This is a genomic window from Paraburkholderia acidipaludis NBRC 101816 (assembly GCF_000684975.1).
GTDB classification, from domain to species: domain Bacteria; phylum Pseudomonadota; class Gammaproteobacteria; order Burkholderiales; family Burkholderiaceae; genus Paraburkholderia; species Paraburkholderia acidipaludis.
This window is the reverse complement of the sequence record NZ_BAXZ01000010.1, coordinates 1-17,574: the sequence shown is the minus strand read 5'-3', so window position 1 is coordinate 17,574 and position 17,574 is coordinate 1. Positions and strand designations below refer to the sequence as shown.

At 63.1% G+C, this 17,574-nt stretch carries 15 protein-coding genes, 1 tRNA gene and 1 pseudogene; 11 read left to right on the top strand and 6 right to left on the bottom strand.

The window, feature by feature from the left end:
• The first annotated feature begins 97 nt into the window (after positions 1-97).
• The 9 genes from folP (at position 98) to phoR (ending at position 9,657) form a co-directional block, all read left to right on the top strand.
• Positions 98-1,009: a dihydropteroate synthase gene (gene folP / locus BAC01S_RS13360; protein WP_027795218.1), complete on the top strand. Its 912-nt coding sequence runs from the start codon at positions 98-100 to the stop codon at positions 1,007-1,009.
• 51 nt (positions 1,010-1,060) lie between these two features.
• A complete protein-coding gene (glmM, locus tag BAC01S_RS13355) occupies positions 1,061-2,413 on the top strand; it encodes a phosphoglucosamine mutase (RefSeq protein ID WP_027795217.1) in 1,353 nt (450 codons plus the stop codon).
• 353 nt (positions 2,414-2,766) lie between these two features.
• The gene (pstS, locus tag BAC01S_RS13350; protein ID WP_027795216.1) at positions 2,767-3,798 is read left to right on the top strand and encodes a phosphate ABC transporter substrate-binding protein PstS; all 1,032 of its coding nucleotides are present in this window, start codon (positions 2,767-2,769) and stop codon (positions 3,796-3,798) included.
• A 177-nt stretch (positions 3,799-3,975) separates the two neighbouring features.
• Positions 3,976-4,962, top strand: a complete 987-nt coding sequence (gene pstC / locus BAC01S_RS13345; RefSeq protein ID WP_027795215.1) for a phosphate ABC transporter permease PstC — start codon at positions 3,976-3,978, stop codon at positions 4,960-4,962.
• Positions 4,959-5,855: a phosphate ABC transporter permease PstA gene (pstA, locus tag BAC01S_RS13340; protein WP_027795214.1), complete on the top strand. Its 897-nt coding sequence runs from the start codon at positions 4,959-4,961 to the stop codon at positions 5,853-5,855. The genes pstC and pstA overlap by 4 nt, the downstream gene beginning before the upstream one ends.
• A gap of 15 nt (positions 5,856-5,870) precedes the next feature.
• Positions 5,871-6,731, top strand: coding sequence for a phosphate ABC transporter ATP-binding protein PstB (gene pstB, locus BAC01S_RS13335; RefSeq protein WP_027795213.1), 861 nt, complete (start codon positions 5,871-5,873; stop codon positions 6,729-6,731).
• Positions 6,732-6,750: 19 nt separating this feature from the next.
• Complete coding sequence (gene phoU / locus BAC01S_RS13330) at positions 6,751-7,455, top strand: phosphate signaling complex protein PhoU (RefSeq protein WP_027795212.1); 705 nt, start codon at positions 6,751-6,753, stop codon at positions 7,453-7,455.
• A 30-nt stretch (positions 7,456-7,485) separates the two neighbouring features.
• Positions 7,486-8,187 carry a phosphate regulon transcriptional regulator PhoB gene (gene phoB / locus BAC01S_RS13325; protein ID WP_027795211.1) on the top strand — a complete coding sequence of 234 codons (702 nt, stop codon included), beginning with the start codon at positions 7,486-7,488 and terminating at the stop codon, positions 8,185-8,187.
• Between the two features lie 156 nt (positions 8,188-8,343).
• Positions 8,344-9,657 (top strand): phosphate regulon sensor histidine kinase PhoR, encoded by a 1,314-nt coding sequence (gene phoR / locus BAC01S_RS13320; RefSeq protein ID WP_027795210.1) that lies wholly within the window; start codon positions 8,344-8,346, stop codon positions 9,655-9,657.
• A gap of 123 nt (positions 9,658-9,780) precedes the next feature.
• On the opposite strand, the gene ppk1 is transcribed toward phoR, so the two are convergent.
• Positions 9,781-11,844, bottom strand: a complete 2,064-nt coding sequence (gene ppk1, locus BAC01S_RS13315; RefSeq protein WP_027795209.1) for a polyphosphate kinase 1 — start codon at positions 11,842-11,844, stop codon at positions 9,781-9,783.
• Between the two features lie 216 nt (positions 11,845-12,060).
• Between ppk1 and ppx the strand changes: the two genes are divergently transcribed.
• Positions 12,061-13,641 (top strand): exopolyphosphatase, encoded by a 1,581-nt coding sequence (gene ppx, locus BAC01S_RS13310; RefSeq protein ID WP_245616589.1) that lies wholly within the window; start codon positions 12,061-12,063, stop codon positions 13,639-13,641.
• 95 nt (positions 13,642-13,736) lie between these two features.
• On the opposite strand, the gene BAC01S_RS13305 is transcribed toward ppx, so the two are convergent.
• Entirely contained in the window at positions 13,737-14,555 is an 819-nt protein-coding gene (locus BAC01S_RS13305) for a GNAT family N-acetyltransferase (RefSeq protein WP_027795207.1), read from the bottom strand.
• Between the two features lie 239 nt (positions 14,556-14,794).
• Entirely contained in the window at positions 14,795-15,259 is a 465-nt protein-coding gene (gene sixA / locus BAC01S_RS13300; RefSeq protein WP_027795206.1) for a phosphohistidine phosphatase SixA, read from the bottom strand.
• Between the two features lie 137 nt (positions 15,260-15,396).
• Here sixA and BAC01S_RS13295 point away from each other — a divergent pair.
• Positions 15,397-15,473, top strand: a tRNA-Pro gene (locus BAC01S_RS13295).
• Between the two features lie 84 nt (positions 15,474-15,557).
• Here the strand turns inward: BAC01S_RS13295 and BAC01S_RS13290 are convergent.
• The 3 genes and pseudogenes from BAC01S_RS13290 to BAC01S_RS35100 all read right to left on the bottom strand — a co-directional run.
• Positions 15,558-16,253 (bottom strand): hypothetical protein, encoded by a 696-nt coding sequence (locus BAC01S_RS13290; protein ID WP_027795205.1) that lies wholly within the window; start codon positions 16,251-16,253, stop codon positions 15,558-15,560.
• A gap of 34 nt (positions 16,254-16,287) precedes the next feature.
• Complete coding sequence (locus tag BAC01S_RS33825; RefSeq protein WP_084168576.1) at positions 16,288-16,821, bottom strand: hypothetical protein; 534 nt, start codon at positions 16,819-16,821, stop codon at positions 16,288-16,290.
• 6 nt (positions 16,822-16,827) lie between these two features.
• Positions 16,828-17,574: pseudogene (locus BAC01S_RS35100) on the bottom strand (muramidase); the annotation flags it as partial.

Sequence of the window (17,574 nt, the reverse complement as noted above, 5' to 3'; positions counted from 1 at the left end):
ACATCGGCCCGCTTCACATTTCTTCCGACATTTCTTGCCATCGCTTTCGGTTGGCGCAAGCGCTGTTATCGATCTGACGTTTGTTGACGTGCCCAATATGTCCTTGCAGGGTAATCTCCCGATCGAGCCGGCTCCCGAGCCGCTGAAGTGCGGCCGTTTCACGCTGACCTTCGAGCGACCGCTCGTGATGGGCATTCTGAACGCGACGCCAGATTCGTTTTCGGACGGTGGCCGCTATATCGAGCGTGGCGAGGCGCTGCGTCGCGCCGAGCAGATGTTGCTCGACGGCGCCGACATCATCGACATCGGCGGCGAATCGACGCGGCCAGGTGCGCCGCCGGTGCCGCTCGACGAGGAGCTCGAGCGTGTGATTCCGCTCATCGAGCAACTGCGCAGCGCGAGCGTGCCGCTCTCGGTCGACACCTGCAAGCCGGAAGTCATGCGCCACGCGCTTGCCGTCGGCGCCGACCTGATCAACGACATCTGGGGTTTCCGGATACCGGGTGCGATCGATGCTGTGCGCGCGAGCGATTGCGGCCTCTGCGTCATGCACATGCTGGGCGAACCGCAGACGATGCAGCTGGGCGAGCCGGCGTATGTCGACGTCGTGGGCGAAGTTCGCGAGTTTCTCGCGGCGCGCGTGGCCGAGCTGGAGGCGGCGGGTGTCGCGAAGGCGCGTATCAGCGTCGATCCGGGCTTCGGTTTCGGCAAAGCGGTGATCGAGCACAACTATGCGCTGCTCGCGCACTTGTCCGATACGGCGCCACGCGTGGGCGAGGGCCGGGCGCCGTATCCGGTGCTGGCGGGCATGTCGCGCAAGTCGATGCTGGGTGCGCTCGTGAATCGTCCCGCTTCCGAACGTGTCGCCGCCAGCCTGGCCGCCGCGGTGTGCGCAGCCGAGCGGGGGGCGGCAATCATTCGTGTTCACGACGTCGCACAGACCGTGGACGCGTTGAAGGTATGGGCCGCCATGCACGAAGCCGCGCGCCGTCCGGCCCACCGTGTATAACACTGAGCGCGGAACTGAACAGTAGCCGTGCAGAAAGAGGGGAATCGAAGGATGGGACGTCGTTATTTCGGAACGGATGGGGTACGCGGCAAGGTCGGCTCGGCGCCGATCACGCCCGATTTCGTGTTGCGGCTCGGCTACGCGGCGGGCAAGGTGCTCGCCGGCTCGGCAGCGGCTTCGGGTCCGCGTCCGGCTGTGCTGATCGGCAAGGACACGCGCATCTCGGGCTACATGCTGGAGGCGTCGCTCGAGGCCGGGCTCTCGGCGGCGGGCATCGACGTGATGCTGGCCGGCCCCATGACCACGCCCGGCATTGCCTATCTCACGCGCGCGCTGCGGCTTGCGGCGGGTGTCGTGATCAGCGCGTCGCACAATCCCTATTACGACAACGGCATCAAGTTTTTCTCCGCCGACGGCAACAAGCTGCCCGACGAAGTCGAAACGCAGATCGAGGAGCAGCTGGAGTTGCCGCTCGACTGCGCGCCGTCGGCCCAGCTTGGCCGCGCGCGGCGTCTCGATGATGCGCGCGGGCGCTACATCGAGTTTTGCAAGAGCACCTTTCCGCAAGCATTTAGCTTGCGCGGGCTGAAACTCGTCGTGGACTGCGCGAACGGCGCAGCCTACGACATCGCGCCGCACGTGTTCCATGAGCTGGGCGCCGATGTGATTCCGATCGGTGTTTCGCCGAACGGCTTCAACATCAACGACGGCGTCGGCGCGACGGCGCCGGACGCGCTCGTGCGCGCCGTGCGCGCGAATCACGCCGATCTTGGCATCGCGCTGGACGGCGACGCCGACCGCCTGCAGGTGGTGGACTCGCACGGCCGCCTCTTCAACGGCGACGAACTGCTCTACGTGCTCGTGAAGGACCGCATCGCGACGGACGGCGAAGTGGCGGGCGCGGTGGGTACGCTGATGACGAACCTGTCGGTGGAGCAGGCCGTCGAGCGCCTTGGCGTGAAGTTCGTGCGCGCCGCCGTGGGCGACCGCTACGTGCTGGAGCAGTTGCGCGAGCATGGCTGGCAGCTGGGCGCCGAGGGGTCGGGCCACATTCTGTCGCTCGATCGCCATACGACAGGCGACGGCATCGTTTCGGCGCTGCTCGTGCTGGCCGCGATGAAGCGCAGCGGGCAGACGCTCGCGGAGATGCTTGATGGCGTGCAGCTGTTTCCGCAGCGGCTCATCAACGTGCGCATCGCGCAGGGCGCCGACTGGAAGGGCAACGCCACGATCCAGAAGTCGATTGCCGATGCCGAGGCCGAGCTCAAGGGCCGCGGCCGCGTGCTGATCCGCGCCTCGGGCACGGAGCCGGTGCTGCGCGTGATGGTCGAAGCGCGCGAGGAACGCGACGCCAATCACCACGCGGAAGCGATAGCCGAGACGGTCCAGCGCGCCATCGCCTGAGCCGCAATCCCGCCTACATCGTGCGCCGCGGCGGCGGCATCGCCGCGCACGATGATTTTGTCCTCTTTGGAGTTGCATCCAGAGAGGTTTCAATACGCTTTCGATGACAGGTAAATTCGCCAAAACCGTCCGCGCCGCGTCCTCTCGCCGCAGTCTGCAAACCTTTGCGGGGCGTCCTCAAACGCCTGTTGTACGGGCCGCAACGGCCCTGAAGTCACCCTCTTCTCCAGTCAAGTCCTGCCTTTCATCCGGTAATCGTATTGTCACGATCAATTCATGAATCGTCACGGTACTGTCACATAGAGACCCTAAGCTTCGCGGTGTCGTTCATCCGCTCACACACTGGAGGTCTCATGAAATTGATGCAAACCGCGCTCGCTGGCGTTGCTGGCGCGCTCTTCGCGATTGCAGCGCAGGCAGCCGATATCACCGGCGCGGGCAGCACCTTTGCAGCACCGATCTACACGAAATGGGCGGACGCCTATCAAAAGTCGGGCGGCGGCAAGGTGAACTACCAGGGCATCGGCTCCTCGGGCGGTATCAAGCAGATCCTCGCCAAGACCGTTGACTTCGCAGGCTCGGACGCGCCGCTGAAGGACGACGATCTTGCCAAGGATGGTCTGTTCCAGTTTCCCACGGTGGTTGGCGGCGTCGTGCCGGCAATCAACGTGCCGGGCGTGAAGGCCGGCGAAATCACGCTGTCGGGCCCGGTGCTCGGCGACATCTACCTCGGCAAGATCAAGAAGTGGAACGATCCGGCCATCGTCGCGCTGAACCCGAAGGTCAAGCTGCCTGACCTCGACATCGCCGTGGTCCGCCGCGCCGACGGTTCGGGCACGAGCTTCATCTGGACGAACTACCTCTCGAAGGTCAACCCCGACTGGAAGAGCAAGGTCGGCGAAGGCACGACGGTGAACTGGCCGACCGGCACGGGCGGCAAGGGCAACGACGGCGTCGCGGCCTTCGTGCAGCGTCTGCCGGGCGCGATCGGCTACGTCGAGTGGGCGTACGCGAAGCAAAACCACATGGTCTACACTGCCATGAAGAACGAAGCGGGCGCGGTCGTTCAGCCGGACACCGAGACGTTCAAGGCCGCTGCGGCCGGCGCCGACTGGAAGAAGTCGTTCTACCAGATCCTCACGAACGAGCCGGGCAAGGACGCATGGCCGGTCGTGGGCGCGACATTCGTGCTGCTGCACACCGCGCAGGACAAGCCGGATCAGGGCAAGGAAACGCTCAAGTTCTTCGACTGGGCGTTCAAGAACGGCGGCGCTGCTGCGAACGACCTCGACTACATCTCGCTGCCGCAATCGGTGGTGGACGAGATCCAGTCCCAATGGAAGACGAAGGTCAAGGACGCGAGCGGCAAGCCGATCGCTGAATAAGGCGGCGTAACGCCATGCCGGACGGGGCCGACGCGGAAATCGCGCGAGCCCCGTTCGGCCGTTTTGAAAGAGGCCGTTCGTTATCCGGTTGTAAGGCCGGAAGGCGGACGGGCTGCAGTCCCCAGCTGCATGACGGCCGCCAGGCTCGCACCTGACGGCATCTGGAAACAGGTCACCATGTCCGACTTCCCGCTCGTGTCGAATCCGTCCGGCAACGCGGCGCAGCAAAAAGCGCCCAGTCCGGCCGGCGACATCATTTTCGGCGGCCTTGCGCGCCTCGCCGCCATCGTCACGTTACTGCTGCTCGGCGGCATTATCGTGTCGCTCATCATCGCTTCGCTGCCGACGATCCAGAAGTTCGGCTTCGCATTCCTCTGGACTGCCGACTGGGATCCACCCAGCGAGCAGTTCGGCGCGCTCGTGCCCATTTACGGCACGATCGCTACCTCGATCATCGCGCTCATCATTGCCGTGCCCGTGAGCTTCGGTATCGCGCTCTTCCTCACCGAGCTTTCGCCCGCCTGGCTGCGCCGCCCGCTCGGCATCGCCATCGAACTGCTGGCGGCGATCCCGTCGATCGTCTACGGCATGTGGGGTCTGCTCGTGTTCGCGCCGATCTTCGCGCAGTGGTTCGAGAAGCCCATCGGCCAGGTGCTCGGCGGCATTCCGTTCGTCGGGGCCCTGTTCCAGGGCGCGCCCATCGGCATCGGCATTCTGTGCGCCGGCGTGATCCTCGCGATCATGATCATTCCGTACATCGCTTCGGTGATGCGCGACGTGTTCGAAGTCACGCCCGTGCTGCTCAAGGAGTCGGCCTACGGCATCGGCTGCACGACCTGGGAAGTGATGTGGAAGATCGTGCTGCCGTTCACGAAGACCGGCGTGATCGGTGGCGTGATGCTCGGCCTCGGCCGCGCGCTCGGCGAGACCATGGCCGTCACGTTCGTGATCGGTAACACGAACCTGCTCGACAACGTGTCGCTCTTCTCGCCCGGCAACAGCATCACCTCGGCGCTCGCCAACGAGTTCGCCGAGGCGGAACCGGGTCTGCATACCTCCGCTCTGATGGAGCTGGGCCTGATCCTGTTCGTGATCACGTTCATCGTGCTCGCGATCTCGAAGGTCATGCTGCTGCGCCTCGAAAAAGCGGAGGGCGCACGATGAGCGAGCCGCGGATGTTGATTCCCGGCGCCACCTACGGCGCCGAACTGGACAAGATGCGCGGCAAGCTGCAGCACCGCCGCCGCGTGGTCAACGCGATCGCCCTGACGTGCTCGCTCGCCGCCATGGCGTTCGGCATCATCTGGCTCGTGTGGATTCTCTATACGACGCTCTCGCTCGGCGTGGGCGGACTTTCCGTGGCGCTCTTCACGCAGTCCACGCCGCCGCCGAACACCGACGGCGGCGGTCTTGCCAATGCGATCGTCGGCAGCTTGCTGCTGGTCGCGATCGCCACGTTCGTCGGCACGCCGATCGGTATTCTCGCGGGCGTCTATCTCGCCGAATACGGCCAGAAGGGCTGGCTCGCCAGCGTGACGCGTTTCATCAACGACATTCTGCTGTCGGCGCCGTCGATCGTCGTGGGCCTGTTCGTGTACGCGCTCTTCGTGGCGAAGATGGGGCATTTCAGCGGCTGGGCGGGCGCGATCTCGCTCGCACTGCTGCAGATCCCCATCGTGATCCGCACGACGGAGAACATGCTCAAGCTCGTGCCGAACGCGCTGCGCGAGGCGGCTTTCGCGCTCGGCACGCCGAAGTGGAAGATGGTGATGTCGATCACGCTGAAGGCTTCCGTCGCGGGCATCGTGACGGGCGTGCTGCTGGCCGTCGCGCGCATTGCCGGCGAAACCGCGCCGCTGCTCTTCACGGCGCTGTCGAACCAGTTCTTCAGCGTGAACATGAATCAGCCGATGGCGAACCTGCCGGTCACGATCTACAAGTTTGCGATGAGCCCGTTTGCACAGTGGCAGTCGCTTGCCTGGGCCGGTGTCTTCCTGATCACGCTGGGCGTGCTGGGGCTGAATATCCTCGCGCGCGGCATCTTTTCGAAAAAGTAAGGGCGGAGTCATCCGATGAACATGGCAGAAAGTCACATCAACACCGCTGGCCACACCGGTGTGCCGGCAGCAGGTTTCGAACCTGCGGATCCCGCCCAGGGTGCGCGTGAGCAAACGCTCGGCAAGCCGAAGATCGAGGTGAAGGATCTCAACTTCTTCTACGGCAAGTACCACGCGCTGAAGAACATCAACCTGCAGATTCCCGAAGGCAAGGTGACGGCGTTCATCGGCCCGTCGGGCTGCGGCAAGTCCACGCTGCTGCGCACCTTCAACAAGATGTATGCGCTCTATCCGGAGCAGCGCGCGGAAGGCGAGATCCTCATGGACGGCGAGAACCTGCTGACCTACAACAAGGACATCTCGCTTCTGCGCGCGCGTATCGGCATGGTGTTCCAGAAGCCGACCCCGTTCCCGATGTCGATCTACGACAACATCGCGTTCGGCGTGAAGATGTTCGAGACGCTCTCGCGCCCGGAAATGGACGATCGCGTCGAATGGGCGCTCACCAAGGCCGCGCTCTGGAACGAAGTGAAGGATAAGCTGGGCCAGAGCGGCTACGGCCTCTCGGGCGGCCAGCAGCAGCGCCTGTGCATCGCGCGCGGCATTGCGATTCGCCCCGAAGTGCTGCTGCTCGACGAGCCGTGCTCGGCGCTCGACCCGATCTCGACGGGCCGTATCGAAGAGCTGATCGCCGAACTGAAGAGCGACTACACGGTCGTGATCGTCACCCATAACATGCAGCAGGCCGCGCGTTGTTCGGACTACACTGCATATATGTATCTCGGTGAACTGATCGAGTTCGGCGACACCGAGAAGATCTTCATCAAGCCGGTCCGCAAGGAAACGGAAGACTACATCACGGGCCGTTTCGGCTGACCGGGAGAGGGAGCAAAACATGTCCGACAAGCATCTGTCCAGCCAGTTCGACGCCGACCTCAACCTCATTTCGTCGAAGGTTCTCGAAATGGGCGGCCTCGTGGAGTCGCAGATCATCACGGCGATGCAGGCGCTCAACGAGTTCGACGGCGAGGCCGCGGAGCGCGTGATCATCGCGGAAGACCGCCTCAACACGATGGAAGTCGAGATCGACGAGGAGTGCAGCAACATCATCGCGCGCCGCCAGCCGGCTGCACGCGACCTGCGCCTCGTGCTCGCGATCTCGAAGACCATCACGAACCTCGAGCGTGCCGGCGACGAAGCCGAGAAGATCGCGAAGCGCACGAAGCGTTTGCTCGAAGACGGCGCCTCGCGCGGCGTGAACATCGCCGAGATCAAGGTCTCGGGCGAGATGGCCGTCTCGATCCTGCGCCGCGCGCTCGACGCGTTCGCGCGCCTCGACACGGTGGCCGCCGCGCAGATCGTGCGCGACGACAAGGCCATCGACGAGGAATTCCGCGCGTTCGTGCGCAAGCTCGTGACGTACATGATGGAAGACCCGCGCACGATCTCGGTGGGGCTCGACTATCTGTTCATCGCCAAGGCGATCGAGCGGATCGGCGACCACGCGAAGAACATCGCGGAGTTCATCATTTACATCGTGAAGGGCACCGACGTGCGGCACAAGTCGCGCGACGCGCTCGAACGTGAAGCATTGAGCTGATTCAACTGGATAAAAGGTCAAGAGGTGCCGATGCCTAGCAGCATTCTCGTCATCGAAGATGAGCCCGCGATTTCGGAGCTGATTTCCGTGAACCTGCAGCACGCGGGGCATTGCCCGATCCGCGCTTACAACGCGGAGCAGGCGCAGAACCTGATCAGCGACGTGCTGCCCGATCTCATCCTGCTCGACTGGATGTTGCCGGGCAAATCGGGCGTGTCGTTCGCGCGCGATCTGCGCAACAACGAGCGCACAAAACACATTCCGATCATCATGCTGACCGCCCGCGGCGACGAGCAGGACAAGGTGCTCGGCCTCGAAATCGGCGCGGACGACTACGTCACGAAGCCGTTCTCGCCGAAAGAGCTGATGGCGCGCATCAAGGCGGTCCTGCGCCGCCGCGCGCCGCAGCTTACCGAGGACGTTGTCGCGATCAACGGCCTGAAGCTCGATCCGGCCACGCACCGCGTTGCCGCCCACGCGGAAGGCAGCGAAATCAAGCTCGATCTCGGCCCCACCGAGTTCCGGCTGCTGCACTTCTTCATGACGCACCCCGAGCGCGTGCACAGCCGCACGCAGCTGCTCGATCAGGTGTGGGGCGATCACGTGTTCGTCGAAGAGCGCACCGTGGACGTGCACATCAAGCGACTGCGCGCCGCGCTCAAGCCGGCGGGGTGCGATGCTATGATCGAAACGGTGCGCGGCAGCGGCTACCGTCTCGCGAAGAGCGCTTGACGCACAACTTGTTTTAGCCGCGCCGCACGCCGCGGCGCGGATATGTATCGATTGCGTGCGCTCACGCATCGACGCAGCGCGCCCCGGTCCTGGCGTCCCGACCAGACGCCCCCGACCGGGCGTCCCATCGGACTGTCTCTTTCAGACCGCAGGAACATGAACATCATCTGGGCGCGCTCCCTCGTTTCAATCGCTTTGCTTGCGCTCGTGTGCACGGGCATCGGTGCGCTATTCGGCGTCAAGATCGCGCTTGCGCTGGCTGTTGCCGCGCTGCTCGGGCAAATGCTCTTCAGCACGTTTCACAAGCAGCGCCTGTGGCGCCTGCTCGACGCGCCGGTCTACGGCGAAGTCCCCAGCGCTCCCGGTGTCTGGGGCGAAATCTATTACCGCCTGCACAAGCTCGCGAAACGCTGGCATGCCCAGGTGCGCCAGGTGGAGCAGCAGCATTCGCGTTTCATCCAGGCGATCCAGGCCTCGCCCAACGGCGTCGCGATGCTGGACGACCATGACCAGATCGAGTGGTGCAATGCCATTTCCGAGGTGCACTTCGGGCTCGACGCGAAGCGCGACCTGCGCCAGCACATCACGCACCTCGTGCGGCAGCCGGACTTCGTGCGTTACCTGAACTCGAACCACTACGAAGACATGCTGATCATGCGCGGTATGGGCGCAAAGCGGCAGAACGTGATCTCGGTGCAGGTGTTTCCCTACGGCGATAACCGCAAGCTGGTGCTCTCGCAGGACATCACGGAGCTCGAGCGCACCGACGCGATGCGCCGCGACTTCGTCGCGAATGTTTCGCACGAGTTGAAGACGCCGCTCACCGTGCTGTCGGGCTTCCTCGAAACGATGCACGAGCTGCCGCTTTCGGAGAGCGAGCGGGCGCGTTACCTCGAGCTCATGGAACAGCAGGCGGCGCGCATGCGCCACATCGTGACGGACCTGCTGGTGCTCGCGCAGCTCGAAGGCGAAGGGCAGCAGCCCGGCGATCACATGGTCGATATGCGCGCGGTGCTCTGTCATGTGCGCGAGGACGCGGAGAACCTGTCGAGCGGCCATCATCGCATCACGGCCGATTTCGACGACAGTCTCAGCGTGACCGGTTCGGAGACCGAAGTGCTGAGCGCGCTCGGCAATCTTGCGACCAACGCGGTGCGCTATACGCCGGAAGGCGGCACGGTGCATCTGTCCTGGCGCGAGGAGGGCCGTAGCGCCGTGTTTTCGGTGACGGACAGCGGGCTCGGCATTCCGTCCGCGGACATTCCGCGCCTCACCGAGCGCTTCTATCGCGTAGACCGCAGCCGCTCGCGCGACACGGGCGGCACGGGGCTGGGCCTTGCGATCGTCAAGCACGTGCTGCAGCGCCACGATGCGGCGCTCGAGGTCAAAAGCGAGGAAGGGCGCGGCAGCACGTTTACGGTGCGTTTTCCGGTCGGGCGCACGGCGCGGCGTCAGCCGACGCCGGCTTGAGGCGCCGCGCTTTACGGCGTGCTTCGTCCGGGCGATAAAAAGGCCGCGCAATGCGTAATTGCGCGGCCTTTTTGTTTGCGGGGCGCGCCGCATGAAGCGACGCGGCGCATTAACGTTATGGCGTCACGGGCAGAACTTCGCGAGCAGGTTCAACTGCGCATTGCGCACCGACTTGCCCGCGCGGCGGCGCCGGTAGTGGCCATCGCTCTGCATGAGCCACGCCGACTGGTTGTCGCCGAGAAAGGTCGACAGGCCTTCGGCGATCACGCGGCGCTTCAGGCGCCGGTCGTCGATCGGAAAAGCCACTTCGACGCGGCGGAACAGGTTGCGGTCCATCCAGTCGGCGCTCGACAGATAGACGTTTTCCGCGCCGCCGGCATAGAAGTAGTAGATGCGGTGATGCTCGAGGAAGCGCCCGACGATCGAGCGCACCGTGATGTTCTCGGAGAGGCCCGGCACGCCGGGTTTCAGCGAACAGACGCCGCGCACGATCAGATCGATCTTCACGCCGGCCTGCGAGGCCTCGTAAAGCTCGTCGATCACGGAAGGTTCGAGCAGCGCGTTCATCTTCGCGACAATGCGCGCCTTCTTGCCGGCGCGCGCCGCGTGGGCCTCGGCGCGTATGGCCTCGATCAGCTTCGGGTGCAGCGTGAACGGCGACTGCCACAGCTCGTGCAGCGGCAGTTCGCCGCCGATACCGGTCAACTGCTGGAACACGTGATGCACGTCCTCGCAGATCTTCGGCTGGGAAGTCAGGAGACCGAAGTCCGTATAGAGGCGTGCCGTGCGCGGGTGATAATTGCCCGTGCCGAGGTGCACGTAGCGGCGCAGCACCATGCGGCCGTTCTGGGCCACGCGGCGCACGATCAGCATCATTTTTGCGTGGCACTTGTGGCCCACCACGCCGTAGACCACGTGCGCGCCCACGGCTTCGAGCTGCGAGGCCCAATTGATGTTGGTTTCCTCGTCGAAGCGCGCGAGCAGCTCCACCACCACCGTCACTTCCTTGCCGTTGCGCGCGGCCTGCATGAGCGCGTCCATCAGCGGGGAATCGGTGCCGGTGCGGTAGATGGTCTGCTTGATCGCGACCACGTTCGGATCGTTCGCGGCCTGCAGCAGCAGCTCCAGCACGGGCTGGAAGCTTTCGTACGGATGATGCAGCAGCACGTCGCCCTGGTCGATCACGTCGAACAGATTGCTGTTCGCGGCGATGCGTTTCGGAATCGCCGGTACGTGCGGCACGAACTTGAGGTCGGGGCGGTCCACCATCTCGGGCAACTGCATGAGACGCACGAGATTCACGGGGCCGTCGACGTAATAGCAGTCCTTTTCGGTGAGGCCGCTTTCGTCGAGCAGACGCTTCACGAGCTGCACCGGCGTGTCGGCCGACACTTCGAGGCGCACCGCGTTGCCCAGGTGCCGCGCGGGCAGTTCGCCCTGCAGCGCAACGCGCAGATTCGTGATTTCGTCTTCGTCGACGAAGAGCTCGCTGTTGCGCGTGATGCGGAACTGGTTGCAGCTGCGCACGACGAGCCCCGGGAACAGCTCGCCGATGAAGCGCTGCAGCAGCGAGCCGAGCAGCACGAAGCCATGCTGGAAGCCCGAGAGTTCCTGCGGCATGCGCACGAGGCGCGGCAGCGCGCGCGGCGCCTGTACGATGCCCATGACGGCCTGGCGGCCGAAGGCGTCCTTGCCTTCGAGCTCGACGACGAAGTTCAGGCTCTTGTTGAGCACGCGCGGGAACGGGTGCGCGGGGTCGAGCCCGATCGGCGTGAGCACGGGCAGCAATTCGTCGAGGAAGATGCGGCGCGCCCACTCGGTCTGCGCTTCGTTCCAGGCGTCGGTGCCGTGAAAGTAGATGCCTTCCTGCTCGAGGGCCGGCAACACGGTATCGTGCAGCATGCTGTACTGGCGGTGCACGAGCCGCTGCGCGCGCTCGACCACGAGGTCGTACACGTGCTGCAGGGACATACCGTCGGGAGAAAGCGCGCCCGGGTTGTCGCGCATTTGCTCCTGAAGCCCGGCCATACGGACTTCGAAGAATTCGTCGAGATTGCTGCTGGTGATACAGATGAAGCGCAGGCGTTCGAGCAGGGGGACCGCGGGGTCGGCCGCTTGCGCGAGCACGCGCTCGTTGAATCCCAGAATGCCCAGCTCGCGATTGAGTAAGGGGTAGCGGATGGACATCGGCAATGAAAACTGAATGTCAGGTTTGGATTCGAACAGACGCTCGGAAATTCGCACAGTTTGGTGACTTTATCGTGACATTCGCAGTGTCATAAATTTTACGCTGCATTTTCACGAAAAAGACAACCCGGATGGTAATGATGCACAGTGGTTCATGCTCACTAGTTCATCCTTGCTGGCATGAGGAGCGACATTGTGAAAGCGGGTACGCTTAAAATGACACATTTGAACAGCGCGGCCGCTGCCCGAATGGCCGCGCTCGCACGCATGGAGCCCGCCCCCTCGATGGTCACCAACCCGCAACTGCTTGCCGCCGTTGATCTTGGTTCCAACAGTTTTCGTCTGATCGTTGGTCGGGTCGAAGAGACCGAAGCCGGCAGCCAGATCTACCCCGTCGACGCCCTGCGCGAGCCGGTGCGCCTTGCCGCCGGCCTCTCCAGGGACAAGATGCTCGACCGCGCCTCGCAGGTGCGCGGCTGGGACGCTCTCAAGCGCTTCGGCGAACGTCTGCGCGACTTTCATCCCGATCACGTGCGCGCGGTCGCGACCAACACGCTGCGCGTCGCCAAGAACTCGCGCGAGTTTCTTGTCGAGGCCGAAAGCGCGCTCGGCTTCCCGATCGAAGTGATCGCGGGGCGCGAAGAAGCGCGCCTCATTTACGCAGGCGCCGCGCATTCGGTGCCGGCGAGCGCGGGCAAGCGGCTCGTGGTCGATATCGGCGGGGGGTCCACCGAGTTCATCATCGGCGCGCACTACACGCCTATCCGCATGGAGAGCCTCTATATCGGCTGCGTGAGTCACAGCCGCCAGTTCTTCCCGTCGGGCAACGTCGACGAATACACGATGCGCCAGGCCGAACTCGCGGCCACGCGCGAAATCCAGATCATCTCCGGCGACTACCGCAAGACCGGCTGGGAACAGGCGATCGGTTCTTCGGGCACCGCGCGCGCGCTCGCCGAACTCGTCGAGGCAAACGGCTTCAACGACCCGGGCATCACGCACGGCATCACGCGCGGCGGCCTCGAGCGGCTCAAGCGCGCGCTCATCAAGGCCGAGAATGTCAACCGCCTGAAGCTTGTCGCGCTCAAGCCCGACCGCATTCCGGTGCTGGCGGGCGGCCTCTCGATCATGATCGCCGTGTTCGAGGAGCTCGGCATCGACTATGCCGATACCACCGACGCCGCACTGCGCCTTGGCGTTCTCTACGACCTGCTCGGGCGTTCGCAGCACGAGGACATGCGCACGGTCACGGTGGAGGGCTTCATGCGCCGCTATGGCGTCGATCGCGCGCAGGCGGGGCGTATCGGCGAACTGGCCATACGCTTCTACGACCAGCTTGGCGAGTCCGACGAGGAGCGCCTGGAGGAAAGCCGCATGTTCCTCGGCTGGGCCGCGTCGCTGCACGAGATCGGCCTCTCGATTTCGCACAGCGCGTACCACAAGCACTCGGCCTATATCGCCAGCAACGCCGACATGCCGGGTTTCTCGCGCACCGACCAGGCGCGGCTCGCGGCACTCGTGCTCGGTCACGTCGGCAAGCTCGGCAAGCTTTCGCAGACGCGCGACGTGCAATGGCCGCTGCTGTTTTGCCTGCGTCTCGCGACGCTGCTGTGCCGCCGGCGCGCCGACGTCGGGTTGCCCGAGATCGCGGTCGCGCAGGACGGCAGCGGCTATGAAGTGCGCCTGCCCAACGCGTGGGTCCAGAACAATCCGCTCACCGATTACAACCTCGTGCAGGAAGCGGCGGAGTGGGGCAAGATCGGCATGCCGTATCGCGTGGTTTATACGGAGGACTGATCGTTTTCGCGGTATCTGCAATGAGACGCCCGGCCTGCGAGCCGGGCATTGTATTTCTGCTTCCTGCACTGCCGCGTGCGCGGCAGCGTTTGCGCCTAGTGCCCGGCTGTCTCGCCGAGGAAGTGGCGCGCGTAGCGTTCGTTGATTTCCGAAAGACGGAAGAGCGTAAGGAAGTCGGCGCAGTTGAAGTCGGGATCCCAGGCGGGCGCGCCGCAGATCTTCGCGCCGAGGCGCAGATAGCCCTTGACGAGCGGCGGCGGCACGGCCGGAGCGCCTGTGCGCAGTTCCTCGACCGGCAGCGGCGTATGGGGGAACGCGCGATATTCGGGCGCCGTCAGCGCATTCGCGCCGAGCGAGGCGTAGAGGTTGGCGGCGTAGTGGCCGCCGTCGGCCATCGAGACGCTCGCGCAGCCGAGCATCGTTTCGTAGCCGTTGTGCGTCATATAGGCGCCAAGCCCGCCCCACAGCGACATGATGACGCCGCCGCTGCGGTAGTCGGGGTGCACACAGGAGCGACCCACTTCGACCATCTTCGGGCGCAGATGAGCCAGACGCGAGATGTCGAATTCGCTCTCGGCGTAGAGGCGGCCGACGCGCGTGGCTTCGTGCGGCGGCAGCACGCGGTAGGTGCCGACGACCTTGAGCGTGTCGAGATCGCGCACGAGCAGGTGATCGCAGTAGTGGTCGAATGCGTCGACATCGAGGCCGGCCGGGCCCGTGAGACGTGCGCCCATTTCCTCGGCGAACACACGGTAGCGCAGGCGCTGGGCTTCGCGCAGCTCTTCGTCGCTGCGAGCCCAGGCCACCTGCAGGCGATGCTGCGCGGTGACCGTCTCTTCGGCGCGCGGCAGGCGGCGGTTCGTCTCGAACAACGTCGGGGCGAGCGGCAGGATGGGCGTCGGCAGATCTCGCATGGGGCGTCCTGGTCGAGAGGTAACGGAACTTTTCCGGCAAATGTAGTAAGGCGCGGTTACGGTTACATGGCAGTGCAATGACGATTCGGTGACTGCGCGTAAGGTGGGTGTAGGTGGGGAGGGACTGCGCCGGATGCCTGGCAATGCCTGGGCAACCGAAGTGGCTGTTGCCGTCGTAGCGGGCGGCAGGGGCCTGGGTGGCGCGCCCGCGGGGCGGGCGGCTGTGATGGTGCTGCCGACTAGATCAGGTCCGGTGTGATCGCGGCGTGCAGGACGGCCTGCTCGCCGCCGTTGCGCTCGCGGCTGGCGAGCCAGACCACGGCGCCCTTTTTCAGCGCCCAGCTACGCGGATCTTGTCCGCTGGAGAGGAGGCGCGCCGCCACTTCGCCGAGTGTGGGCTGATGGCCGACGATGAGGACCGTGGGTGCGGCGCCCTGCGGCCAGCCTGCTGCGGCGAGCACGGCATCGACGCTCGCGTTGGGCGCGAGTTCGCGCACGACGCGATACTGGTCCGTCAGCGCTTCGGCGGTCTGGATCGTGCGGGTAGCGGGGCTCGCGAGGATGAGGGTGTCGTCGGGCAGACGGGCGCGTAGCCACTTCGCCGTGCTCTGCGCCTGCTTGCGCCCGCGCGTGGTGAGCTGGCGGGCGAGATCGCTGGCAGCAAAGTCTTCGGCTTCGGCGTGGCGCCAGAGGATGAGGTGCATTGGCGTCTCCTGGATCGAGCGGCGTAGGTCAGGTCGATTGCCCGATCCCCGCATCTTGCACGCCCGGGGTGGCTGGAGCAAGGCGCGGCGGCGCAGTTTGACGGGGGAAGGTGGGGCCGTTACAATCTCTGATTCGTCGGAGCGTAGCGCAGCCTGGTAGCGCATCTGATTTGGGATCAGAGGGTCGTAGGTTCGAATCCTATCGCTCCGACCAATAGTTTCAAGCACTTAGCCCATCCTTAACCGGATGGGCTTTTTGCTTTCTGGGTCCGTGTAGGCACTGTGTAGACAAATTCAATCAACCCCGGAAGGGTTGCTGGCGGAGAGATCCTGATTCGTGGCACCACCACGGGGATTCCGCAGGAAGGCTTGCATGGCGGCGCGCAGCCTGCACCGCCTCATAGTGGCGTTGCCAGTCTTCGGGCGTGCCGTCCACGCTCGCGGCTGGCGGGCGCATCAGCACGGCTTCCGCTTCTTCGCGCTCGTTCGTGTATATCACTATGTCCGCTCGCGGCACGTCCGCCGCCAGCACCAGCGGCTGTCTCGCCGGGTTGGCAAAGCGCATGGCGAACCAGCAGGCGATATCGTGGTCGAGTGTCCAGCTATAGCCGGTTCGCGCCAGGCTCACCGACGCGCCGGATGTGCCGCGCCAGATGTGCACTGTTTCGCCCATGAAGTCCGGCAGGGGAAACGCTGCATACCGGAACATTGCCGCCAGGCGGCGGCGCGTCCCGGCAGCGCCAATCAGCCTGGCGTAGTCGTGTTCCCAGACCGCCTCCAGGTACATGCGAAACGCGGGCCGGGGTATCTTTGCATCCCACATTGCCACGGCCACCGCGCCGCGCTTGTCGTTGCTGAGTGCAACGGCCAGTTCCAGGGCCGTGTCAGGGTCGCCAGAGAACGCTGGTTCCACGTACTCCATTGCCCAGGGGTCCGCATACCGCAGCACGACATTCATGGCGTGCTGCCGGAAAATAGGCTTTTCACGTGACATACAGTCCCCTTAGGCACAGATACTTAGGCCTTCATTAATTCATATAATCGGTTTGATAGCCTGAAAATTTATTCCCTTCGAATTCGAAGCAAAATTTCCCGTTCGTGGTAGCTCGATAAACGAGTATTGAACCATCAATGCATATCTTGTTGCTGTCCGCAGAGAAAGTCAGCCTTGGCTTTCCCATTTTCTTTGAATTTCCCATATTGACCGAACCAGTGTAGTAGTCAAATGGCATCGGATAGGCAACTCCAGTTTGGGCATCAATGATCACCAGGCTATCGCCGTAGTACTCGGAAGGACGCCACTCTTTTATCTTCAGAAGAATGTAATGCCCATAAAAATTTGCAACCTGATTGGCAATCGCGCCTTTGATTTCTGATACATGCCTCTCGTCACAAAAATCAATGGGCGAATACATAAAAGAGCACTCGTAATTATGAGAATAAGCGATTTCAACGTGATCGAATGGATGATTGATCGTATTTGTCAATGACTTGGCGTGGCACGTTACAGCGCCAATACCATATACAACAATCAGAAAGAATAGGCGAGTGATTTTCTTCATTCTATGTCAACGTGATTGTGAGATTTCAACAAGAATATCCCGGAGTTTATTTGTGGACGGCATAAATGCGTGATTATTTGCCCCTTCGTAATAGGAGAGTGTCCCGTCCGAGACTCTTCCATCCTTTATATGACAGTTAACAGGGGCGGCAATAGACGCCCACTCTTTGGATGCCGCATATTGAGCATCATCTATCGTTCCGACGCCTTGCTTAATGAACTTGGCCAAAACACCTTTGCCAGCATGAGCAATTAAGAAATCGCTAAACATCCGTTCTTGCATGTCCTCGTCATATTTCTCGTCTCCGGTTAAGCCCAGCTTGATCATTCCCTCCCGGAGAGTCGGGATGATTGTTTGATATTTGCCTGTTGTATAAAATCTCGCGGGATCTGTATAAGAGAGATGCTCCGTTGCAAGAATTTCATTTATTGTTTTTCCAGTAACAGTCCCCTTCGGTCTTGTCATATATGAATGACCTACTGCGCCATGAGGCCCGTTTGTTCCAGTGTTATATGATTCATATCCACCTTCACCGCCGGAGATAATATCCCCGATCTTTCGAATCAATTCATCAAGGCTGCTTCCCGATTTAAAGAAATTTCCCACCAGCCCAATCGGGTGCATGTGCCACACGTCAGGATCAGCCGGGAAACCCTTGACAGTCTTCACCTTGTCCCACCATTGCAGCTTCCTGATACGCTCCATTTCGATTGTCCACGCGGGCTTGCCGAGTTCACCCATCAGCGACAGGAA